The organism is Sporolactobacillus shoreae (genome assembly GCF_004684935.1).
GTDB classification, from domain to species: domain Bacteria; phylum Bacillota; class Bacilli; order Bacillales; family Sporolactobacillaceae; genus Sporolactobacillus; species Sporolactobacillus shoreae.
This window is the reverse complement of sequence record NZ_SRJD01000009.1, coordinates 102,958-126,119: the sequence shown is the minus strand read 5'-3', so window position 1 is coordinate 126,119 and position 23,162 is coordinate 102,958. Positions and strand designations below refer to the sequence as shown.

24 protein-coding genes are annotated in these 23,162 nt (G+C 44.4%); 17 read left to right on the top strand and 7 right to left on the bottom strand.

The features are described from left to right. Positions 1-244 precede the first annotated feature (244 nt). Together E4665_RS09630 and E4665_RS09625 are read right to left on the bottom strand one after the other, a co-directional pair. Positions 245-2,134: an ArnT family glycosyltransferase gene (locus tag E4665_RS09630; protein WP_135348581.1), complete on the bottom strand. Its 1,890-nt coding sequence runs from the start codon at positions 2,132-2,134 to the stop codon at positions 245-247. Between the two features lie 171 nt (positions 2,135-2,305). Continuing rightward, positions 2,306-3,037: a phosphatase PAP2 family protein gene (locus E4665_RS09625; RefSeq protein WP_135348580.1), complete on the bottom strand. Its 732-nt coding sequence runs from the start codon at positions 3,035-3,037 to the stop codon at positions 2,306-2,308. Between the two features lie 336 nt (positions 3,038-3,373). Between E4665_RS09625 and E4665_RS09620 the strand changes: the two genes are divergently transcribed. Both E4665_RS09620 and E4665_RS09615 read left to right on the top strand, forming a co-directional pair. After that, a complete protein-coding gene (locus E4665_RS09620) occupies positions 3,374-4,051 on the top strand; it encodes a response regulator transcription factor (RefSeq protein WP_135348579.1) in 678 nt (225 codons plus the stop codon). After that, entirely contained in the window at positions 4,048-5,109 is a 1,062-nt protein-coding gene (locus tag E4665_RS09615) for a sensor histidine kinase (protein WP_135348578.1), read from the top strand. Before E4665_RS09620 ends, E4665_RS09615 begins: the two co-directional genes overlap by 4 nt. A gap of 69 nt (positions 5,110-5,178) precedes the next feature. Here E4665_RS09615 and prli42 read toward each other — a convergent pair whose 3' ends face one another. Further along, positions 5,179-5,283 carry a stressosome-associated protein Prli42 gene (prli42, locus tag E4665_RS18135; protein ID WP_167815174.1) on the bottom strand — a complete coding sequence of 35 codons (105 nt, stop codon included), beginning with the start codon at positions 5,281-5,283 and terminating at the stop codon, positions 5,179-5,181. A gap of 189 nt (positions 5,284-5,472) precedes the next feature. Here prli42 and E4665_RS09610 point away from each other — a divergent pair, with 189 nt between their 5' ends. The 3 genes from E4665_RS09610 to rnz are packed head-to-tail and all read left to right on the top strand — an operon-like array spanning position 5,473 to position 8,832. Next, positions 5,473-6,591 carry a M20/M25/M40 family metallo-hydrolase gene (locus E4665_RS09610; RefSeq protein WP_135348591.1) on the top strand — a complete coding sequence of 373 codons (1,119 nt, stop codon included), beginning with the start codon at positions 5,473-5,475 and terminating at the stop codon, positions 6,589-6,591. Between the two features lie 40 nt (positions 6,592-6,631). Beyond that, positions 6,632-7,858 carry a DNA polymerase IV gene (locus E4665_RS09605; protein ID WP_241654782.1) on the top strand — a complete coding sequence of 409 codons (1,227 nt, stop codon included), beginning with the start codon at positions 6,632-6,634 and terminating at the stop codon, positions 7,856-7,858. A gap of 38 nt (positions 7,859-7,896) precedes the next feature. After that, positions 7,897-8,832 carry a ribonuclease Z gene (gene rnz / locus E4665_RS09600; RefSeq protein WP_135348577.1) on the top strand — a complete coding sequence of 312 codons (936 nt, stop codon included), beginning with the start codon at positions 7,897-7,899 and terminating at the stop codon, positions 8,830-8,832. Positions 8,833-8,929: 97 nt separating this feature from the next. Here rnz and E4665_RS09595 read toward each other — a convergent pair whose 3' ends face one another. Beyond that, positions 8,930-10,171: an ammonium transporter gene (locus E4665_RS09595; RefSeq protein ID WP_135348576.1), complete on the bottom strand. Its 1,242-nt coding sequence runs from the start codon at positions 10,169-10,171 to the stop codon at positions 8,930-8,932. Positions 10,172-10,444: 273 nt separating this feature from the next. Between E4665_RS09595 and E4665_RS09590 the strand changes: the two genes are divergently transcribed. From E4665_RS09590 to E4665_RS09550, 9 genes are all read left to right on the top strand, one after another. Continuing rightward, entirely contained in the window at positions 10,445-11,227 is a 783-nt protein-coding gene (locus tag E4665_RS09590; protein WP_135348575.1) for an SDR family NAD(P)-dependent oxidoreductase, read from the top strand. 121 nt (positions 11,228-11,348) lie between these two features. Continuing rightward, entirely contained in the window at positions 11,349-12,344 is a 996-nt protein-coding gene (locus E4665_RS09585; protein ID WP_135348574.1) for a thiamine pyrophosphate-dependent dehydrogenase E1 component subunit alpha, read from the top strand. A gap of 33 nt (positions 12,345-12,377) precedes the next feature. Then, positions 12,378-13,412 (top strand): alpha-ketoacid dehydrogenase subunit beta, encoded by a 1,035-nt coding sequence (locus E4665_RS09580; RefSeq protein WP_135348573.1) that lies wholly within the window; start codon positions 12,378-12,380, stop codon positions 13,410-13,412. 81 nt (positions 13,413-13,493) lie between these two features. After that, positions 13,494-14,732, top strand: a complete 1,239-nt coding sequence (locus tag E4665_RS09575; RefSeq protein ID WP_135348572.1) for a dihydrolipoamide acetyltransferase family protein — start codon at positions 13,494-13,496, stop codon at positions 14,730-14,732. Between the two features lie 226 nt (positions 14,733-14,958). Beyond that, the gene (locus tag E4665_RS09570) at positions 14,959-16,035 is read left to right on the top strand and encodes an AI-2E family transporter (protein ID WP_135348571.1); all 1,077 of its coding nucleotides are present in this window, start codon (positions 14,959-14,961) and stop codon (positions 16,033-16,035) included. Positions 16,036-16,170: 135 nt separating this feature from the next. Continuing rightward, the gene (locus tag E4665_RS09565) at positions 16,171-16,671 is read left to right on the top strand and encodes an FMN-binding protein (protein WP_135348570.1); all 501 of its coding nucleotides are present in this window, start codon (positions 16,171-16,173) and stop codon (positions 16,669-16,671) included. A 30-nt stretch (positions 16,672-16,701) separates the two neighbouring features. Beyond that, the gene (locus E4665_RS09560) at positions 16,702-17,631 is read left to right on the top strand and encodes an FAD:protein FMN transferase (protein WP_241654780.1); all 930 of its coding nucleotides are present in this window, start codon (positions 16,702-16,704) and stop codon (positions 17,629-17,631) included. Further along, entirely contained in the window at positions 17,619-18,506 is an 888-nt protein-coding gene (locus E4665_RS09555; protein WP_135348569.1) for an RnfABCDGE type electron transport complex subunit D, read from the top strand. Before E4665_RS09560 ends, E4665_RS09555 begins: the two co-directional genes overlap by 13 nt. Positions 18,507-18,582: 76 nt before the next feature. Continuing rightward, positions 18,583-19,065, top strand: coding sequence for an NUDIX hydrolase (locus E4665_RS09550; protein WP_135348568.1), 483 nt, complete (start codon positions 18,583-18,585; stop codon positions 19,063-19,065). Between the two features lie 36 nt (positions 19,066-19,101). Here E4665_RS09550 and deoD read toward each other — a convergent pair whose 3' ends face one another. Together deoD and gloA2 are read right to left on the bottom strand one after the other, a co-directional pair. Then, complete coding sequence (gene deoD / locus E4665_RS09545) at positions 19,102-19,806, bottom strand: purine-nucleoside phosphorylase (RefSeq protein ID WP_135348567.1); 705 nt, start codon at positions 19,804-19,806, stop codon at positions 19,102-19,104. Positions 19,807-19,883: 77 nt separating this feature from the next. Next, entirely contained in the window at positions 19,884-20,276 is a 393-nt protein-coding gene (gene gloA2 / locus E4665_RS09540; RefSeq protein ID WP_135348566.1) for an SMU1112c/YaeR family gloxylase I-like metalloprotein, read from the bottom strand. Between the two features lie 200 nt (positions 20,277-20,476). Between gloA2 and E4665_RS09535 the strand changes: the two genes are divergently transcribed. Next, positions 20,477-21,418, top strand: coding sequence for a cation diffusion facilitator family transporter (locus E4665_RS09535; protein ID WP_135348565.1), 942 nt, complete (start codon positions 20,477-20,479; stop codon positions 21,416-21,418). Between the two features lie 74 nt (positions 21,419-21,492). Here E4665_RS09535 and E4665_RS09530 read toward each other — a convergent pair whose 3' ends face one another. Beyond that, positions 21,493-21,807 (bottom strand): thioredoxin family protein, encoded by a 315-nt coding sequence (locus E4665_RS09530; RefSeq protein WP_135348564.1) that lies wholly within the window; start codon positions 21,805-21,807, stop codon positions 21,493-21,495. Positions 21,808-21,959: 152 nt separating this feature from the next. Between E4665_RS09530 and E4665_RS09525 the strand changes: the two genes are divergently transcribed. Then, positions 21,960-22,502, top strand: coding sequence for a cysteine hydrolase family protein (locus E4665_RS09525; RefSeq protein WP_135348563.1), 543 nt, complete (start codon positions 21,960-21,962; stop codon positions 22,500-22,502). A gap of 45 nt (positions 22,503-22,547) precedes the next feature. Continuing rightward, on the top strand, positions 22,548-23,150 hold the full coding sequence (locus tag E4665_RS09520) for a DNA-3-methyladenine glycosylase I (RefSeq protein WP_135348562.1): 603 nt from the start codon (positions 22,548-22,550) through the stop codon (positions 23,148-23,150). Positions 23,151-23,162 lie beyond the last annotated feature (12 nt).

The following is a 23,162-nucleotide window of genomic DNA, read 5'->3' as shown; positions in this document are numbered from 1 at the left end:
GACACCATCGAATGCTTCGAAGCTCCGGATCACGGACGGGTACTGGGTGAACTCACAAAGAAGCAAAAGGCGCTCTATGATGCTCTCGGTGTAAGTTATCCATCGTTATAAATTCCGGGAATTCAGGTTTAAATGATTCACTAATTAGGCCAGTAAAAATTTATTGGGACTAGTATTCAAAATTAACAAATACACCGCCCATTTACTATGCCTGTCAATTTCCCAGCGATTTTAATAATTTGGATTATCGTTCGGAGAGATAGAGGGTGTTCAACTCATATAGCTTCCCAGGAACAGTATGAGTTGAATTTCGATTACCCGTACCCTTAACTTCATGAGCTGAAACGCCTGCCCATTGACTAGAGTCAATCAGTTTTCCATGGTCCCTGATCCATTTGGCAACAGATGAGTTAGCAGCAGGTATGTTTGAAGGAAAATAAAAATAATGAATCTTTCCCTCCTTAACGAAATCTTCGAGTTGTTCAGGCTTTAATATCGGGTCTGTGCCGTTAAATCCTCCGATCGCCATCACTGGTTTTCCCGTTTTGATGATATATGGTGCCGCGGTAGGCGCGTCAATCGTTCCGAAAAGAAACGTGCCCTCCGACTGATGGGTGGATAAATAATGAATCAATTGTCCGTTGGCGGATGCCTGAGGCACTTCACCTGCTCTGTTTGGGTTTGCCAGCTGAGGCCCTGCTTCAGGTAAAGTGTTGTTTCCTCCGAATATCATAGGGGTCAGCGACCAGTAAAGCGGTGCGGAGATAAGCAGAGCCAGGACAGCCATTTTCCCAAAAAAATGATTGCTCGGTTTTGAATGATAGTGAATCTTTTTTTCGTTCTTGAAGAAAATGTAGTTGAATAAAATGAACCCTGTTAAGGCAAGAAGAAACCCTAACGGGACATTATAGTAACCCACATAAACAGATTGGAGGGTGAGGGTCGACATCAAAGCCAATGGGAAAATATACGGTCTAAGCCCTGCGCGACTGTTGAATCGCTGAAGCATGGCAGGCCAGCCGATTCCACACAGGACAGCAATCGAAGGCGCAAGCATTATAAAATAGTAGCGATGGAAGAATCCAGCAAAGCTGAAAACAATTAAAGCGGGCATGAAACAAGCGACCCAAAAAAGAGATTCTCTCCCCATTCTTTCTTTATACCATGATTTTGGTGCCTTTTTTCTTAATATGAAAAAGATCGCCGGAATGCTGAGCAGTGCAAATGGAAGAAACCAGCTGATTTGGGTTCCGTAGCCTACCCGGAACAGTCGCGTCAGTCCAGCTAGAAAATTGGACTTTTGAGGGCTTTCCGCCTCTCGTTCACCTGAAAGTCCGGTAGATTGACCCATTAACCTTTGCGTGCCATTATACCCGAATGCCAGCTCCGTGACAGAGTTGCTCGTACTACTCCCGACATAGGGACGTGCCTGCTTTGAAAATGAATCGACAGTGAACGCCCATGAAAGAGAGATGGCCATCATCAGGCAGACGGCAAAAAAGAGGTTAAGCAGTTTTTTTCTGAAAAGTTCTTTCGAAGAAATCAGGTAAAAAAAGACAAATGCAGGCAAAATCAAATAGGCTTCCAGCATTTTGATGTTAAAGCCAATGCCTATAAATGCGAAAGCAAGCATCAGCCACACATTTTTCCACTTTTTTTGATCGACAGATTTGAAGAGAAAAAGAGTGCCAATGAGTAAAACCAATACCAATAGAGAATCCACGTTGTTTGTTCGGGATACTGCGACCGCGATTGGTGTGACAGCCATCAGCAGTGCTGCGATTCTTGCGCTGAACGCACCAAAAGAGGGTTTCACAAGAAAATAAATGAGTAACACCGAACCCGTTCCAGCCAGTGCCTGTGGTAGAATGACGCTCCACCCATGGACACCGAACTGCAGTGCGAAGGCTGACTGAATCCAGAACGCAAGGGGCGGCTTATCTATTGAGACGAATCCCGCCGGGTCAAAAGATGCGAAAAAGAAGTTGTGGAAATTCTGCACCATGCTGACTGTTGCGGCCATATAATAGGAGTTGACAAATTTTATGTTCCAGATGCCCCAAAGATTTAGGATTAATGACAGACAAACGATTAAAATTAAACAGCTATCCAGCCTTTTTAACAGCCGTTTCAAGATGACTCCTCATTCCAAAAAAATAAGTTATTTGCCAAAGCTAGTTTATTGTACAATTTTAAAATGAACACAAACTGAAATTTTCGATAATCAAGATTCGCTCTGAAATTATAGTATAAAGTACATACGGATCGCAAGAGCTCAAGATGATTTTAAATACAATGATTGCTATTATCTGTCATGAGTTAAATCATTTTGGTTTCCCCGGGACTGATTTGTATGTTTGTTCTTTACGAAACGGGAAACTATTTGTCTCTGGAGTGCATCACCGTACAATAAAAAAAATCCACCTGAAAAACAAATGATCGCTCCTCCCAGCAGTCCACCGGCGACCACATCACTTGGGTAATGCACGCCTAAATAAATTCTTGAAACCATAACAAGACAAATGATACAGATCGCTGGAATGATTATTAGAAGCTGAAGGTAAACTTTTTTCAAATAAATGACGGTCAGAGCTGCCAGCGTGCCATAGAATAGTGTCGCAGCGACGGAATGACCACTCGGATAACTGAATCCCGTTTCGGATATAATCCGGTGAATCATCGGACGGGGGCGTCCGATGATTGTTTTCAGTATTGGATTGATAATCGCTGCTCCGAGAATCAGAGTAAAGGTGTACCAGACTGCCGCCCCATAGTGCTTATTTTGAAACAGGAATATAACTAGAAGAACGGAAAGCAATACTATGATAGCCGGACTACCCATCTGAGTTGCAGAGATCATTAGACTGGTATTCGGAGGACTAATCTGGGCCTGAAGCGCCTGTATCAAATAAAAATCGACATTTCCGATTCTGTGGACATTCTGAGCAATTGTGACGCTTTCCAAAGTAAATAAAAGCAGTGCAATACTTCCAATGATAAAAAACAGATTTATCTTTAATTGACTGAAAGTCTTCATTGATAACAACCCCACCCGGTCCAATATCTTTTATTACACCAACTGCAATAACTCTCTCAGTCTACAAGCTGCCGCTTAATTTGTCATTGGACTTTAATGAGGGGTCCATTAATTAATTATGAGATAAATCTAATGTTTGTTTTAATCCCAATGCCTGCCTGCAGGATTTAATTGGCATCGGTAACTTTCGACTGCTCACAAATCCGCTCATTCCGCAGTTACTGACTCTGTTGCCTCTTCCGCTCATGGTGAACGAGTTGATGAACTGTTCATTCATGATCTGTTCATATTGAACGGTTATAATGATACCAGTATCTGAAAGGGAAGATGAATATCATGAACAGTATTCTGATTGTCGACGATGACCCTAATATCCGTGAGCTTGTTACCGTTTTTCTACAAAAAGAGGGATTGTCGTGTATTGAAGCTTCTGATGGCAGTGTCGCACTCGATCTTCTGAGTCAGGAGCAAATTGCATTGATCGTACTGGATATTATGATGCCGGAAATGGATGGATGGACCTTCTGCAGAAAAGTCAGGGAATCATACGGGCAACTTCCTATTCTGATGCTGACGGCGAAGGGTGAAACGATGCAGAAGGTTAAAGGTTTCGAATTAGGAGCTGATGATTATCTCGTCAAACCATTTGAACCGATTGAACTTGTCGTACGTGTTAAGGCTTTGCTGAAGCGATACCAAATTTCCGCCTCACAAACCATTCATATTGGAAAGCTCCGACTCGACCGAAAGTCATATGAAATCATTTCAGGGGCTGAGCAGATGAGATTGCCAATGAAAGAATTTGAACTGCTTTTTATGTTGGGTGGAACACCCGGTAGAACTTTTACCCGTGATGATCTGATTGAAAATATATGGGGCTACGACTATGATGGCGATGAGCGAACAGTGGATGTACATATAAAGAGGCTGCGCGAACGTTTTTCAGGTGAGAAATATGGATTTCGAATTAAGACGGTTCGCGGTCTGGGCTACAGATTGGAAGAATGCGAATGAGACAACTCAAAATAACTCTGTTCATCTTCTCCATATTTTCTGTCCTCAGCCTTTTCTGGATCTTTTTCTATTTTCTGATCAGCTTGATTACGGGATACTATCATGTGTCACTAAACCCATTTGTACTGCACATTGCCAGTTCCATCCTGGGTGTCGTCTCATTTGGCATTTTGAGCAATATTATCGGATATTTTCATAAGCCCAAACGGTTAAGCTATTTTCAGGCTATTATCCAGGCTCTGCGCCAGATGGCAAAAGGTAATTTTGAGGTTGATCTGGATCTGCCATTCTCGCCTCCGGGACCGAATATTAAGACAAATCCGTTTATACAACTGGCGGACAGTGTGCATTATATGGCAAAGGAACTGGGACAGCTGGAACGTGTCCGTCAGGAGTTTATTTCAAATGTTTCGCATGAGATCCAGTCTCCGCTGACCTCAATCAAGGGTTTTGCCAAGGCGCTTGAAAGCACGGATTTACCTGAAGAAAAACGCCAGCATTATTTGCAGATCATCCAGTCCGAGAGCGACCGATTATCGAAACTCAGCGACAACCTTCTCAAGCTGACTGTGCTTGAGAATAACCGGCACCCGATACATGTAGAAACCTATAGGGCAGATCGACAGATCAGGGAGGTTCTTCTCGCGCTTGAGCCTCAGTGGAGCAAAAAAAACCTTGATTTGGTGATTGAACTGGATCCGGTCATTCTCGAAGCGGATCAGGATCTGATGAACCAGGTATGGATGAACTTAATTCAGAACAGCATCAAATTTACTCCGGAAAAGGGTAAAGTTACTGTGAAACTGAACCGTCAGAAAGATAATGTTATCTTTGAAGTGTCGGACAGCGGCATAGGTATACGTCCGGAAGACCGCATTCACCTTTTTGAGAGATTTTATAAAGCGGACCGTTCACGTGTAAGAACAGAAGGAGGAAACGGTTTGGGACTTTCAATTGTCAAGAAAATTGTGGATGTGCATCATGGAATAATCCAGCTCGACAGTAAGGACGGATTGGGAACGACAGTAACGGTTATTATGAATAACAAAGGAAATTAATAATAGGAGAAATTAAAGCCATGGTCAGTCTGATTCATGGCTTTAGTTCATTGAAATTAATACGGCGCGTCAACCGGACGCACCGATTGTAGCGGCGATCAACCCACCGACTGTGGAGAGGACAAGAGCGGCAATCATAATATAAATCACTATTTTGAAAAGCTTCTTTTGCAATTAGAGGAATTCTCCTTCCGCAGAGATCTTTAAATGTGACAAATAACTCTATTAAATTATATACGGTTCGCTGCTCTCTTTTCAACCACTGCTTCTCCGCATACATTATGATAAAATAAACTAAAGATTCCTGACGGTGTTTGGATCCGGTGGGGAAAAAGCTAAATAGGGCAGGAACGGGTGACTTTTGTGCTTATTAACAAAGACAGGCTAGTTAATACGTTTTTTGAGTTGGTAGAAGTGGATTCCGAAACAGGAAATGAAGCCAGTATTTCAAAGTTACTCAAGGAGAAATTTACTGAGCTTGGCTTTGATGTAAAAGAAGATAATGCAAAGGCATTAACGGGTCACGGAGCAAATAATCTGATTGGCACACTGCCTGGAAATGTCACTGGGACGCCGATTTTCTTTGGCTCGCATATGGATACGGTTTTTCCCGGAAAGAAAATTAAACCATCGGTTATCGACGGAAATATTGTCTCAGATGGGACGACAATTCTCGGCTCAGATGACAAAGCCGGACTTTCTGCTCTCATCGAAGCATTCAGCGTGGTTAAAGAAGACCAAATTCAGCATGCAGAACTGCAAATCATCATTACTATCGGAGAAGAATCAGGCCTGCTTGGGGCAAAGGCGCTGGATACCAGCCTGATTCACGCGGATTATGGATTTGAGCTCGACAGTGACGGACCGGTCGGTGACATTGTCATCGCAGCTCCTTATCAGACAAAGTTCAAAGTAGATTTGTTCGGCAGGACAGCTCACGCAGGAATTGCACCGGAGAAAGGAATATCCGCGATAACGATGGCGGCGATAGCAATCGCCAGAATGCCGCTCGGCCGGATCGATGAAAGCACAACGGCAAATATCGGAAGTTTTGAAGGTGGAAAGGCGACTAATATTGTTTGCGACAATGTCCGGATTCTTGCTGAGGCACGTTCCCTGGAGAGATCAAAATTAGATCAGCAGGTCGGGCTTATGAAAGACGCATTTGAGCAGACTGCTTCAGAGATGGGCGGTCATGCGAATGTTGATATTCAGTTTATGTATCCGGGTTACCGGTTTGACCCTTCAGAAGAAATTGTACAATTGGCTGAAAAGGCCGTAGCGTCTGTCGGAAGAACCGCAAAAATGCTGAGCAGCGGCGGCGGGAGCGACGCAAATGTAATCAATGGGAAGGGCATTAAGACGATTAACCTCGGAGTGGGTTATGAGAAGATTCATACTACTCAAGAGAGAATGCCGATTACTGAACTTGTGAAGACAAGTGAATTGGTACTTTCCTTGATCAGCCTGTCAAAAAAGTGATCAGGGTCGTACAGTCATCAATCCGGGTAAGGTGATCCTATTGGGAGAGATTAATAAAAGAGGACGTATCATTTTTCATATTGATATGAACAGTTTTTATGCTTCTGTTGAGATTGCACTACATCCTGAATGGAAAGGGAAGCCACTTGCCATTGCCGGAAAACCGGAAGAACGGCATGGAATTGTTGTTACCAGCAGCTATGAAGCGAGAAAAATGGGCGTGCGGACGACAATGACTATTCAAGAAGCAATGAAAAGATGTCCGGGCCTTATCGTCAAGCACCCTGATTTCGTGCAGTATAGAGCGATGTCTGAGAGGTTGTTTCAGCTGCTCGGTCAATATACACCTTTGGTTGAAAAAGCTTCGATTGATGAGGGATACCTGGATATGAGTGATCAGTTGAAGAATACCCGCGGACCGGAAGTTGCTCAGAAAATACAGCTTCAAATCAAGCATGATCTGGGGTTGCCCTGCAGTATCGGTATCGCACCGAATAAATTTCTGGCAAAAATGGCGTCAAATATGAAAAAACCGCTCGGAATTACGATTCTCCGGAAACGTGAGCTAAAGGAGATACTGTGGCCGATGCCAATCGGACAGATGCATGGCATCGGTCCGAAAACTGAAGAACAGTTGAAAGCTATGGGCGTTGTAACGATTGGCGATCTGGCTGCCTCTGATTCAAAGAAAATCGCAGCTCGTTTCGGGATTTTCGGAAAGCGGCTGTTTGAACATGCTAACGGAATCGATGACCGACCGGTGGATCCGGATGCCTGGAACAGTTATAAAAGTATCGGACATTCGGTGACACTGACAAGGGATACAATCTCTCTGAGTATCATCTCTGAAACATTCGATCGTCTGTCAAAAAAAATTGCTGAAAAGATCAGGAGAGAGCATGTTGTCAGTTATGAATTAACTGTTATGATCCGTTACCAGGACTGGAAAACGGTGACCCGTCATCTTTCAACAGTTCAGCCTTTATATTCGCAGGAAGAAATTAAAAATAATGCATTGAAGGTTTTCAAAAAAAACTGGAGTGGGGAAGCAGTACGCCTTCTTGGAATAACCTTGTCCGCTTTTCAGACTGTTGGCGCCTCTACCAAACAGCTTGATCTGTTTTCATATGAGCGAGATGCTGTAAAGGAGCCATTAATCAATCTGGTGGATCAGCTAAACGAACAGTTTGGGGATGGTGCCTTAAAACCGGCAGCTGCGCTGTTTGAAGAAAAGCGTCTGGGTTCGTCGGAGAATGAGCGAAAATAATAAAGATAGATTCGATGATTTAGCAAAGGGTGGATAGAATGGATTTTACTTTTCTTGGAACAGGGGCGGGAATGCCCGCAAAAGAAAGGAATGTAACCTCACTTGCCATGGGATTTCCGGAATATGACGGTGATCTATGGCTTTTTGACTGCGGTGAGGGCACTCAACGTCAAATACTTTATACTTCTGTCAGGATGACAAAGTTGACGGCGATCTTTGTGACACATCTTCATGGGGACCATCTATTCGGCCTTCCGGGTATACTGGGAAGCCGCTCATTTCAGGGAGCCGAGACTCTGCTGACTCTGATCGGGCCGGTCGGACTCCGGGAATATGTGGAAACATCGCTGAAGTTGTCAGGAACCCATCTTCACTACCCGATTGAAATCAGGGAAATTGGACAGAACGGCCCGGTTTACGAAAATGATCACTTTCAAGTGGAAACTGCCGAGCTTGATCATGGGATTCAATCATTTGGTTACCGGATCACTGAAAAGGATATTCCTGGCGAGCTGCTCGTAGACAAATTGAGAATGAATGGCGTTGAACCAGGGCCAATATATGGGGAATTCAAATCAAAGGAATGGGTGACTCTTCCAGATGGCCGTCAACTAAAGACCTCCGATTTTTTAAGTCAGAAAAGAAAAGGCAGACGCACTGCCATCATCGGCGATACACGGCCTTGCGCCTCGGCTTTGAGACTGGCAGATCAGGCCGATCTTCTTGTGCATGAATCGACATTTAGAAATAATGCCTTGAAATTAGCCCATGACTATCATCATTCAACTTCGGTTCAGGCCGCAGAAATCGCTAAAAAAGCGAATGTAAAGAAACTGATATTGACCCATCTGAGTTCAAGATATCAAAAAGCGGATCAGCTGGCACTACTTGCAGAGGCAAAACAGATTTTTCCTCAAAGCAATCTGGCTAGTGATTTTTCTGTTTTTCATTTAGTACGGCAATCGAAAGACTAAATATATTCTGGAAGTGTTTTTTTCTAGTAAAAATGAGATAAAAAAAAGATTCCTCAATAGTGAGGAATCTTTTTGATTAACTGGGATATTTTATTAATTATTTCGAAAGATCATAGCCTGGTGCGCCGTGTTCGCTGACATCAAGACCAGCTTCCTCAGCTTCAGCAGAAACGCGGAGTCCAATGGTTGCTTTGATGATACCAAGAACAATCAGAGATGCGACCGCAACAAAAGCGAATGCAGCCAGTACGCCAGTCACCTGAACGCCAAGCTGATGCCAGCCGCCACCATAGAAGAGACCCGGCTTGCCGACACCAGCCATTTTAACCAGAGCAGGTGCTGCAAGGAATCCGGTGGAAATGGTTCCGATGACACCGGCAACGCCGTGAACAGAAACTGCGTAGATCGGATCATCAAGCCCCTTGGCTTCGAAGAAGAGGGCGGTCCAGTAAGTAAATCCACCGGCTACAGCGCCAATAACGATGGCTGCCCATGGTTCAACGAAAGCACAGGAAGCGGTGATCGCAACCAATGCCGCGAGGACACCGTTGCACATTGCGCCGATGTCTGCTTTTTTGGAAAGGATCATAGCAGTGAACAGTGCCCCAAGAGCGCCTGCAGCTGCTGCGAGGTTTGTGGTCAGAGCGACATAGCCAAAGAACTGGCCGTTGCCTACACTGACAGTACTGCCGGCGTTGAATCCGAACCAGCCGATCCACAGAATGAAGGTACCTAAGTAAACAAAAGGAATATTATGTGCGGGAAGTGCTTTTGGTTTTCCATCCACGAACTTGCCGATTCTGTGGCCAAGAAGCAGAGTACCGATCAGAGCCGCAGTAGCACCTTGGAGGTGAACGACTGTTGAGCCGGCAAAGTCCTGCATCTGCCAACCATTGAGACCGAGCCAGCCATCAGCGTTCCAAACCCAGTGGCCGACAACAGGATAAATAATAGCGACGAAAACTGTTCCGAAAATGAAATAAACGGAAAGCTTGGCGCGTTCAGCAAAACCACCCCAGGCGATAGCCAGAGAAACAGCTGCGAAAGCCATCTGGAACAGCCAGAAAGCTGAATCATGACCGTTTGTCACGCCACCGATGAAAAATTGGTTCAAGCCAATAATTTTGCTGCCGGTACCAAATTCAATACCGTAACCGACTGCCCAGTAGACGATGGATGCTACTGCAAGAGTGATGATTTGCTTGCCAGTAATATGACCGGCATTTTTCGCGCGCAGCGATCCAGATTCAAGAAAAGCAAACCCAGCCTGCATTAAAAGAACTAAAATTGCTGCAATCAAAATCCATAGTGTGTCTGCGCTTAACGACAGATCCTTCATTTATCTATTGCTCCCCTCATCTAAGATGCCATAATTATAACATATCATGTTAGTAAAAGTTACAACAAAATATTAAAAATATTCTTTTATTTTTGAAAGCCTTTCCAAAAAGATACATTTTGTACACTTTTTTATGTTAATTTTATACAGAAGTTCATTTATATTTACAATTATCTGCACTATTTTTCGATACATTTTATTTACAAGTTCCTCTATAATTAGGTCAGTTATGATGACGGGACATTCCAATTATTAATTAGAGGATGTGGAAGAATGTTCAAAGACAGTATTATAGTCATTACAGGCGCTTCAAGCGGGTTGGGAAGGGAAACGGCGCTTCTTTTCTCAGAAAAAGGAGCGTTGACGATCCTCCTCGCAAGAAACAGGGAAAAGCTTGACGGTCTTAAAAAGGAAATTGAAAAGTCAAATGGCCGTTCAGATTGTTTTTGCCTTGATGTGGGCGACACAGATCAGGTAGCCAGCGTATTTGGTAAAATAATCGCAAAATATCAAAGAATCGATGTACTGATTAACTGCGCGGGTTTCGGAAAATTTGAGTACGTCGTTTCCTCCAAAACGGATGATATAAAGAATATGTTTGAAGTTAACGTCATCGGTCTCATTGCCTGTACTCAGGCTGTGCTCCCGCAGATGATCAGCAGGGGACACGGCCAAATTGTGAACATCGCTTCGATTGCTGGAAAGATAGCTACACCAAAATCTGCAGTTTATTCAGCCTCAAAAAATGCCGTGATTGGTTTTTCAAATGGTCTGAGGCTTGAAATGGAACAGAACGGTGTCTTTGTCACAGTAATCAATCCCGGGCCTATTCGAACGCCCTTCTTTAAAGTTGCAGACCCGGATGGAGTCTATACGGCAAATATCGGTCGGTTCATGCTTGATGCACGTTACGTTGCAGAAAGAATCCTTGAGGCTGTCATCAGAAAAAAAAGGGAAATAAATCTACCTTGGTATATGGGGGTCGGTGCCTGGCTGTATCAGCTTTGGCCATGGGCCGTTGAGAAAATCAGTGGACGATGGTTCACGCTCAAATAACTGATGGGTACCGGCCGGATATGCTTTGCAATATTGATAGGAATAGGCTATCATAAACGTGTAAGAAAACGCTTACATGTTTATTTTTTATATGCAGGCACATAAGACGGGAGGAGTCAGAATGCAAGCTGAAAAAAAAGCATCCGCAAAAGACATGACCGCTCTTAAGGCAAGTTGGATCTATCAAAAAATGCAGGAGATCCGGCAGTTTGAAAACGCAGTCCATGAAATCTTTGAAAAGGGAGAAATTCCGGGATTTGTGCATCTTTACGCCGGTGAAGAAGCTGTTGCGGTGGGAGTCTGTGCCCATCTGACAGACAAAGACAGTATCACAAGCACCCACCGCGGACACGGGCATTGTATCGCAAAAGGTTGTGACATAGATGGAATGATGGCGGAAATATTCGGCCGTTCAACAGGACTGTGTAAGGGAAAGGGGGGGTCAATGCATATTGCCGACGTTTCAAAAGGAATGCTTGGAGCAAATGGTATTGTAGGAGCTGGTTTGCCGCTTGCAATCGGTGCCGGATTGACAGCCAAGGTTAAGAAAACGGATGACGTAGCTGTTTGCTTCTTCGGTGACGGAGCGAGCAACCACGGTACATTTCATGAAGCGGTGAATATGGCAGCTATTTGGAAACTGCCTGTTCTTTTTGTCTGCGAAAACAACGGATTTGGAGAGGCCTCCACTTTTGACTATGCCGCGGCAACGGACAGGATCTCTGAGTACGCGAAAGCTTATAAAATTGTCGGTGAAACCGTGGACGGCCGTGATCTTCCCTCAGTGTACGAAGCAGCGGGAAATGCTGTGGCACGCGCGAGAAGAGGCGAAGGGCCCACCATCCTGGAGTGTCTGACTTATCGTGATTACGGGCATTTCGAGGGAGACACTCAAACTTATAAAGATAAGGATGTCCAGGACCGGGCACTTAATGAAGATGACGCGATTCTGAGATTCCAGAACTACGCAAAATCAAATCGACTGCTTGGCGAAGATGAGATCAAGACCATTGATGCTTTGGTCAAAGCTGAAATAGATCATGCGATCAAATTTGCTGAAGAAAGTCCGTTTCCTGACGCGTCGCAAGTAACGACAGATGTCTATGTCTCCTATTGATTTCCATCCGAAAAAATCCGGAGGTGAATATTCATGACAATAAAAATGTCTTATTCAGATGCGATTAATGACGCAATTCGGCTGGCCATGCGTAAAGATGAAAACGTTATCTTAATCGGAGAGGACGTGGCCGGAGGCGCTGAAGTTGATCATTTACAGGACCAGGGCGCCTGGGGTGGTGTTTTCGGTGTGACTAAAGGGATTGTAGAAGAATTCGGGCGCGGCAGGGTCATTGATACACCTATTGCCGAAGCGGGGTATATGGGGGCTGCTGTCTCAGCCGCCGCAACGGGATTGCGGCCAATTTCAGAACTCATGTTTAATGATTTCATCGGAAGCTGTCTGGATGAGGTTATGAATCAGGCTGCTAAATTCCATTACATGTTCGGCGGGAAAGCGAAAGTCCCATTAACTATCAGAACGATTGACGGAGCCGGATTCAATGCGGCGGCGCAGCATTCACAAAGCCTTTACGCACTGTTCACACATATACCGGGACTGAAGGTTGTTGTTCCAAGCAATCCGTCTGATATGAAAGGTTTGCTTCTTAACGCGGTTTTTGATGATGATCCAGTCATTGTTTTTGAAGATAAAACACTTTACGGAATGAAGGGAGAAGTCGAAGAAGGCTTTTACACGATTCCTTTTGGCAAAGCTGAAATTAAACGGGCAGGTAGTGACCTGACCATAGTGGGTATAGGCAAACAGGTACTGACGGCATTAAAGGCCGCTGACCAACTGGCGAAAAAGGGATTTGAAACAGAAGTCATTGATCCAAGAACGCTTTCGCCTTTGGATGAAGAGACAATTATTAACTCTGTAAAGAAAACAGGACGCCTTATCATTGTTGACGAGGCTTATCCAAGATGCAGCGCGGCGACAGACATTGCAGCGATTGTAGGCGACAAAGCATTTGATTATCTGGATGCCCCAATCAAAAGGGTGACAGCACCGCACAGTCCCGTTCCATTCTCTCCTCCTCTGGAAAAGCTCTATATGCCTTCACCGGAAAAAATCATCAACGCGTTCAGTTTGATGGTCGGTGATAAAGTTTTTACAACGGCATGAAATTAAAGATTAGTTTGATTTAATAAAGGAGGGCACAGCTTCTGTGTTTTCCTCCTTTTGATCAGAAAGGAGTGGGCCAAGATGGCGACGGAAATAATTATGCCCAAAATGGGCATGGGAATGGAAGAAGGAACAGTTGTAGAGTGGCTGAAACGCACGGGTGATTCAGTTAAAAAGGGAGAATCGGTGGTTTCTATCAGTTCGGACAAAATTGAGAAGGATCTTGAAGCACCTGAAGACGGAGTCCTGATCGATATTGAGGCCGACGTGGATGCGGTTGTGCCCATTGGGCAGGCGCTCGGATACATTGGGGTAGAGGGGGAGTCTGTCGGTCACGAATCTGCTGGATCCCCTGAGGCTTCTATAATGACAAAGGAAACCGTTTCAAATGTGGTTGTAAGTCCTTCTCTACCAGATCTGTCTGAAAAAGACCAACCGCGTCTGCGTGTTTCACCTGCGGCAAGAAAACTGGCAAAAACGGGAAACGTGGATCTGAACAAAGTAGCCGGCACCGGTCCCGCAGGCAGAATTACAAAAATTGATGTGGCAGCGGTAATTGAAGAAATGAAGCGTCAGCCAGCCGCGATTTCTCAGCCTTCCGTCCAAGAAATTGGGAACGCGCCTCTAATTGGCGGTACAACAAAAAAAGTGACCGGCATGAGAAAAGTGATTGCTCAGCACATGCTTGAAAGCCTTCAGAAGACCGCTCAGCTGACGTTGCAGACAACGGCGGACGTCACTGATCTAATCGACTTCCAGAAAAAAGCCAGAGAAGCATATGTGATCAATGATGAAGTTAGACTGACGATTACTGATTTCATTGCCAAGGCAGTGGTCAATGCCCTGCTTGATCATAAGGAAATGAACGCGGTTTATCAGGATGATTCGATTACAACATTTAATGATGTTCATCTAGGGGTCGCCGTGGCTCTTAGTGAAGGCTTAGTTGTACCTGTCATAAGAGATGCGGGCAAGAAAACATTAAGCGCTATCTCACGGGAAATTCGTAGAGCGAGTCAGGCAGCTCGAAAGGGTAGTCTTGACACGCTTCAGCTCAGCGGGTCAACGTTCTCAATAACTTCACTTGGAACCTATGGGATTGGTTTCTTCACTCCGGTCCTCAACCCACCAGAAATTGGTATTCTCGGTGTTGGGACAATCAGTGACCGACCGGTTTATACCGGAGACGAGCTGCAGAGAAGAAGTCTGCTCCCGCTAAGCCTGACTTTTGATCATCGGGCAATTGACGGCGCTCCTGCTGCGGCCTTTCTTGTGGCAGTTAAGGCCAATCTGGAAGCCCCTCTTAAACTCGTACTCTAATCTTAATAAAAAAGATGAAACATAGGCGAACGGTTCGTTCCGGATAATATATCCGGAATTTTTTTTAATGAACCCGAATCCAAATAGTGTCAGTCTGCTTTTCTGTTATATTCTCCAGTAAAAAGGTTACAATTAATATAAGTTAGTTAATTGGCAGATGGCTATTAATGTATTAGAATTTTATTGAACAGAACTAATATTGTATCCATGCTTAAGGGGAATTGTCATGCCGAAATCAAGGTATTTTCGTTTTGCCGTTTGGGTTTTAATCACTTTTGTGATCTTGCTTGTTGGTTCAAAACTGACCTTTATACTCAGCCCGATCGGTGTTCTGTTTACCTCACTCGCGGCGCCGCTGATAATCTCCGGATTGCTCTATTATCTTTTGAGGCCTTTGGTGAGGGGACTCGTCAGTTTAAAAATCCCAAAAATTATCGCAATTCTTATCATTTACCTGATCGCGATCGGGCTCATCGCCTTTCTCATTTTCTGGTTCGGGCCGCTTCTTTATAATCAATTTCTGTCATTGGTTACAAGCATGCCTGGCCTGATCAATCAGTTGGGATATCAACTCAGTAACTTTCAAAATAGTGAACTGTTCTCTAAGCTGAATCTTAACGGTATCTCATATATGGACATCACCAGTAAGTTCTCCAGTTCTCTTTCATCAGTTGTGACGTCTGTGGGGAATAACGTTCTGTCAATCGCTCAGTCTGTGACCGGCACCATGTTGATCATAGTGACGGTTCCGTTTATTCTATTCTACCTGCTGAAAGACGGGGACAGGATGTCTCACGGAGTAATGAATTTTATTCCGGAAGAACATAGGGAAAAAGCAAAAGAAATTCTGACGGATATGGATGAGGCGTTGAGCGGTTATATCCAGGGACAGATGATCGTTTTGCTCTTTGACTTTGTTTTCATTTATATATGGTACTTAATTATTGGGCTTAATTATTCTCTGGTTCTGGCACTCGTCATTCTATTTACCAACGTGATTCCGTTCATTGGATCCTTTATAGCGACCGTTCCCGCAGTGATTGTCGCTTTTATTCAGGAGCCGATTCTGGCTGTCTATGTCATCGTCGGGGTGATCGTCGTTCAGCAAATCGAAGGGAATGTGGTCTCTCCTTTTGTGATGGGGAAAAAGCTGGATGTCCATCCGCTGACCATCATCTGTATTTTACTTGTAGCTGGTAACCTGGCGGGAATTATCGGCATGTTGCTGGCTATTCCCGTTTACGCTGTCTGCAAGGTCATTGTGACGCGGGTTTATCAATTGATTCAGCTGCGCCGTAAGTAAAGTGTCTATATATCCGAAATCATTCAGACTTGAAGGGCTCCCTGAACTGGGAGCTCTTTTTTCAGCAAATCTTCAGATTCTGTTGCTAGACTGTGGATTGTTAAGTAAAAAGACAGTTTAACTGGAGGTTATTTTATGGGAAAACTAAGCCCGAAGTGGATCGCCTTGTGTACGGCAACGATCGGACTTGCTTATACTGCGGGATATATTGTAACCGAGCCTAAGGCGGTTGCTGTTTCATCGGCTGTTCAGGCAAACGTGAACCCGGTTCAAACGCAACCGAGCTCAAACACTTCCGATCAGAGCAGCCAAAGTTCCAGCACGGCTTCTTCCAGCACAGCATCTTCCAGTCAGCCGGCGCAGAATAAATCCGGTTATAAGGATGGCACTTTCTCTGGCCAGGGAATGAACAGAATTGGTTCTGTTGCGGTGAGTGTGACTATTAAACAAGGGAAGATCACTAATGTACAGATTACGGATTGTACAACGTCATATCCTCAAAGCCTGATTGATCCACTGCCCGGGCAGGTTGTCTCCCGGCAAAATGTTTCTGTTGATAATGTTTCCGGAGCGACGGAAAGCACGGATGATTTTGTCACCGCTGTGACTCAGGCATTGCAACAGGCAAAGGCATGAGTTGTGCGGCCAGGTGAGGGGAGGTATCTGATGCCGATGCATTGTAAAAAACGTTTTATCTGTATGGATACCGTTGTAACGATACAGATCATTTCCGGTGAAAGCAAGGATCATCTTGACGCGGAGATCGATAAGGCCGTCGCAATGTTTTATCAGGTGGAGCGGATTTGCACCAGATTTGATCCAGAAAGTGAATTAATGAAGCTTTCAAGCCAAACAGGGGTCTGGGTATCTGTATCCCGGATTTTATATTCAGCCATTCGTTTTGCGGTTGAAACAGCGCGCGAAACGGGCGGTGCCTTTGATCCTTCAATAGGAAGAAAACAGGAACAAAGGGGTTTTAATGAAAATTATTTATCCGGTAAAACAATATCATCTGAATTTGCAGATGTTGAAAATACGAGCTATCGTGACATTATTATTGATGACAAGCGTCAGGCTGTTTTATTAAAGAAGCAGATGGTCATCGATTTGGGGGCGGTGGCAAAAGGGCTGGCGATTGATCTTGCCGCTCAGGAACTCCATGCGCGCAGTTACAAAAATTTTTTGATCAACGCGGGGGGAGATCTGTACGCCTCCGGTTCTGATGAAAATGGAGAACCCTGGATCGTGGGCATCAGACATCCCATTCGGAACAGAGAGCTTGCCGGGACGATCCGTCTCACCGATGCGGCAATTTGTACTTCAGGAGATTATGAACGTTTGAGCCCTGTCTTACCAGGCGAGAATCATATACTGGATCCTCATAAAAATCAATCGCCTGATGTGCTGGCAAGCTGTACAGTGATTGCGCCATTTGCGATGCTGGCCGACTCTTTTTCAACAGCGGCATTTGTCATGGGAATGGATTCAGGAGTTAGGAAGATGGAAAAAATGAATCTCGATTGCTTGATGATCAGCCGATCTATGTCATTTGTTTCAACAAAAAAATTTAAGGAGAAATGGTCATGGCAGGATTAGGAACGACTACCAAAACCGCACGCAATTATCGTGTGGAAACACGAACCGAGCTGAAACGTCAGTCTAAGAAAAAGCATACCTTTAGTTTCACCAAATTCGTTAAATCTCCAAAAGGAATTGTCTTTTTTATTATCTTATTACTTTCTGTTATTGGCCTTGCATATCCGAATAGTTCCGGAGGAGTTAACAATATTATACTTTCAGTAGGCACGGGATTGTTCATGGATTTTGTTATCGCTTATGTGATGTATCGCCCCAAATTTTTTTCGGATGGAGCGCTCATTACAGGATTGATTATCGGGGGTATACTAGGGTCGGCCGTTCCGTGGTATCTGGTGATGTTCGCCACGATTGTCGCACTTGCCATGAAGCATCTTTTCAAGGACAAGAGAAAGCCTGTTTTTAATCCGGCGGCAATCGGTCTTCTTGCCAGTGCAACACTGTTTTCTACCGGGGAGAGCTGGTGGAGCGGATTATCGATGCTTCCCGCCTGGACGGCTGTTCTTATGATCGCGGGAGGTTTCTATCTGGCGAATAGAATAAATAAATTTCCTCTCGTTTTCTCTTTTCTTGCGGTCTACGTCTTATTCTTTATGATTGCCGGACTGGCAGGTGTTCCCGAGGCGGGATACGCGCTCCGCATGCCTTATATGAATGCCGCCTTATTCCTTGCATTTTTTATGCTCACTGATCCGCCAACTTCTCCAGCCAAAGACGGTGAACAAATCGTCTTTGGTATTCTGGCCGCTTTAATCAGTGGTGCCGCTTATCTGTATCTGAGCAAAGTTACATTTCTTCTGATTGGATTGCTGGCGGCTAATGCTCTTAAGGCGCTGCAGGCACGCAGCCGAAGCCCGAGAAGGGCGACTGCCTGAAATCGGGAGACTCCGTAGTGCAAGAGTCATCAGAAATTTATTTCTGTGATATACTTGCTATCATCGGGGTGAGATTATGGGATATATTGAAGATATCCGGCGGCTTGTGGGACACAGACCTCTGATACTTGTCGGGGCTACGGCACTGATAAGTGACGAGGCAGGGCGGATTTTGCTTCAGAAACGCCGATTTCCGAAAGATTGTTGGGGAATTCCTGGCGGACTGATGGAACTGGGCGAGTCAACAGAAGAGACTGCGAAACGTGAAGTCCGGGAAGAAACTGGACTTCATATTGATAATTTAAAACTGTTGGGTGTTTATACTGGATTACGTGGACTCTCTATTGCTCATAACGGTGATCAGTATCAACCAGTTACGATCGCTTATTACACACAAAACTATCATGGAAAATTGGTGACGGACCCCGAAGAATCGCTCAGATTCGAATTCCGGGCACTCGATGACCTACCGGATCATATTCTTAACAATCACTGTGTGATTCTTAATGACTTTCTTGCTAAAATGAAATCTGATAATAATAAAGAGGACCAGCTTTAACGGCTGGTCCTCCCATCTTTTTAGGGAAATTTTTATTCAATTAATGGCGGTTTTAAGCGCGATCCGGATCATGTCATTAAAAGTTGTCTGCCGCTCCTGAGCTGTTGTGTCTTCCCCGCTAAACACATGATCACTGACTGTAAGTATCGTTAATGCCTGTGCACCGTATTTCGCAGCGAGCGTATATAAAGCGCTTGTTTCCATTTCAACAGCGAGGACGCCGTAGTCAGCCAACTTCTTCATGATATCCATACTGTCGCGATAAAAGACGTCCGCTGACAATACGCCACCTGCACGTAGAGAGACTCCTAGTTCCGTACCAATATCGTACGCTTTTTTCAGGAGTTCAAAATCAGCGGTTGGAGCAAAATCTATATTGGGGAAAACAGCATGGTTAACCGCTGAATCCGTTGTTGCTGACATGGCTAGAATGACATCGCGAACGTGGATGCCGTCTTGGATACCGCCACAGGTGCCGACACGTATAAGTTTCTTTACGCCATAGTCCCTGATCAATTCATTGACATAAATGGAGATTGAAGGAATGCCCATGCCGGTTCCCTGTACAGATATCTTTTTCCCTTTATAAAATCCGGTATAGCCAAGCATGCCGCGAACCTGATTATACTGAACCGGATCTTCAAGATATGTTTCTGCAATATATTTAGCCCTCAGCGGATCGCCAGGCAGCAATATGCTGTCGGCGATTTCCCCTTGCCCTGCTTCAATATGTATACTCATTTTTATCCTCCCTGTAATGATTCGGATCGCATACTACCATCCACTAAACATCGTAGTGATGTAAATGCCGTCCTCTGTTATTTTTCATAGATTTCAATTGGAAGATCATCAGGATCCCTGAAAAAAGTAAACCTTTTTCCCGTCAATGAATCTTTTCTCACTGGTTCAGTTTCAATACCCAGTCGCTTTAATGTTTCAGTTGTCTTTTCGACATTAGTTACATCAAACGCCAGATGTCTGAGGCCACAGGCTTCAGGATGGGTTAACCTTTTCGGAGGATCCGGGAAAGAGAATAATTCAATTTGTCCTGAAAATGCGTTACCAATTTTCAGATCCAGCTTATATGATTTCCGTTCCTCCCGATAAGTCTCATTTATAATAGTAAAACCAAGCAGATCAACATAAAAATGTTTGGACTTATGGTAATCGGAACAGATGATCGCACAATGGTGGATACTTGAAAAAAGCATAAAGCGACTTCCCTCCCTACTGGAATCTGAATAAAGTATAACAAAGCGGAAAGGACTTTGTGAAGCTGATTTTTTCCTTGACATTTTTGACAGAAAGCCACATATTGAACATATGAATATCTGCTCATATGTTTAGAATGCTAATACGCCTTAATAAACCAGTTTAAATGCGTATAATTGATTGCGAGGGTGAATCATCCATGGAAAGTGCCGAACTCACCAAAGGTATCAAAGATACCGGAATCAAAAATCATGATCACGGCCATTCGGCCAATCAAGGCGCTCTCTTCGCCAGTTTTTTTCTGATCACGTGCTTTATGATTGTAGAATTCATCGGAGGACTGTACAGCCACAGTCTGGCACTGTTATCTGACGCGGGACATATGCTGAGTGATTCGATTTCATTGGGGCTCAGCTTTACGGCATTGATGGTCGGAGCAAGAGTGCCCGCAAATAATAAGAAAACATTTGGCTACCGAAGATTTGAAATTCTCTCCGCACTCTTTAATGGCGTTTTGCTGCTGGCAATTTCCGTCTGGATTACCATTGAAGCGCTCCTGCGGCTCTCGCGGCCGGTAGAGGTGGCCAGTACTGAGATGTTGGTCATCGCTTCAATCGGAATGCTGGTTAATTTGGCGGTAGCTTGGATACTAATGCGGGGCGAGGCAAAAGAGAATCTTAACGTTCGCAGCGCGTTGATCCATGTGCTTGGTGATCTGCTGGGTTCCGTAGGGGCAATTGCAGCAGCAGTAATTATCGGTTTAACGGGCTGGCAGTTTGCCGATCCGATTGCAAGCATCATTGTTTCGCTGATCATATTAAAGAGCGGTTGGCAGGTGGCCAGAGAATCCGTCAATATTTTGATGGAAAGTAAACCGGATTATCTCAATCTGGACGAAATACGTCTTGAGGTCTGCACCATTAAGGGTGTCGTCGACCTGCATGATCTTCATGTATGGACAATCACTTCAGGATTTCATTCGCTAAGCTGCCATCTGAAGGTGGCCGAAGAGGCGGATCGTGATGATATTCTAAGAAAAGTAGAGCAAATTCTTGAAAAATATAAATTGGAACATTCGACGATTCAGATCGAAGGCGCTCATTATGCGGACTGCCACTCAGATTGCGCACACCAAAAATAAAATCATGATTAATAATTAAAGACCGCTCAGTAAATGGCTGAACGGTCCCTTTGTTTGGGTCATTTTTTCTGTTCTTAGGCGTCGATGGTCTTCAAGTAATCACGTATTTCTTCAGGCGATTGATCATCTGCTCTCAGGTGGGCCGTTTTTTTGCCGTTTTTAAATGCGAGAAGACTCGGAATGCCAAGCACCTGATAATCCTTCCCAAGATCCGGGAACTTGTCTCGATCCGCGGAAAACCATTCAAACTTAAAATCCTTGACAATGTCATCAACATACATATTCAAACGTTTGCAGTCCGGGCACCAGGTCGTCTCAAATTTTATGATGACTGTTTTCGGTCCGCTGATTACTTTTTGAAACTCTTCTACAGATTCTATTGCTTTCATGATGCAGACTCCTTCTTTATATCGGTTTAATGAATTTATCATACCAGATTTCGAAAGGAGTGCAATGAATTTGCCCGATGAGTGCAGTCACTTTTTATCTGCTCAGAAACCTGCTACAGTAAGGTCAGAAAATAAGTAAAGGGGTGTTCGGTATGGCTGATGAAGCTCTGCTGATTATTGATATGAGTAATGACTTTGTAGATGATGAAGGCGGACTGACTGCGGGAAAGCCTGCCCAGAAGATTTTGCCGTTTATCACTGATTTGGCCGATCAGTTTCACCGTGATAAAAAGCTCGTGGTTTTCTGTATGGATGCCCATGAAAAAAATGATCCGCATTTTCAATTGTGGCCGCCCCATAACGTGAAAGGCAGCTGGGGGGCACAGATATACGGAGAACTGGGCCAGTGGTATGACACGCACTGCGAGGAAGAAGGCGTCATTTTTGTTCCGAAACCCGAGTATGACGCGTTCATCGGAACAAATTTGGATCAGATCCTGAAAGCACATCATATTGAAAAGGTCCACCTGACAGGGGTATGCACAGATATATGTGATTTTCTGACAGCGTACGGAGCATATTCTCGGGGATATAAAACAATCGCCTATAATCAAGGAATGGCGACATTCACCAGCCAGCATGCCATGTTTCTGAATCAGATGAAGGCGATCTTCAAAACTGAAATTATTGAATAAATTTCAATTGGGTTACTTGAGTGTAAAATAAAAGGACGTGAATCAATGAATCACCTCGAAAGTAAAATTGAACCACGCAGATGCAACTGGAATACGAAAGATCCGGTTTATTTGGCCTATCATGACACCGAATGGGGAAGACCCTTACACGATTCCAAAGCGCTTTTTGAAATGCTCTGCCTTGAAGGGATGCAGGCGGGACTGAGCTGGATTACGATCCTGAAACGTCGCGAAAGTTATCGCAAGGCCTTTGCCGGATTTGACCCAAAACAGGTTTCGCTTTTTTCTAGAGAAAAACAGGAACAGTTAATGAGTAATAGCGGGATCATCCGTAACCGCCTAAAAATCCAAGCTATTATAGTGAATGCCAAAGGGTACCTTGAAATTGAAAAAGAAAAGTCATTCAGTGATTATATTTGGTCTTTTACAGAGGGAAATCCGATCATTCATCATTACAAGGCACATGACCATATCCCTGCTTTTACGGAAGAGTCTGTGAAAATGAGTAAGGACTTGAAAAAACGCGGGTTCAAATTTGTTGGTCAAACGATATGCTATGCCTTTATGCAGGCTGTCGGGATGGTTAATGATCATGAAACCGACTGCTTCTGTTATGAACCCATTTCCAGATTGAGTGGAAAATATTAATGACTAAGTACA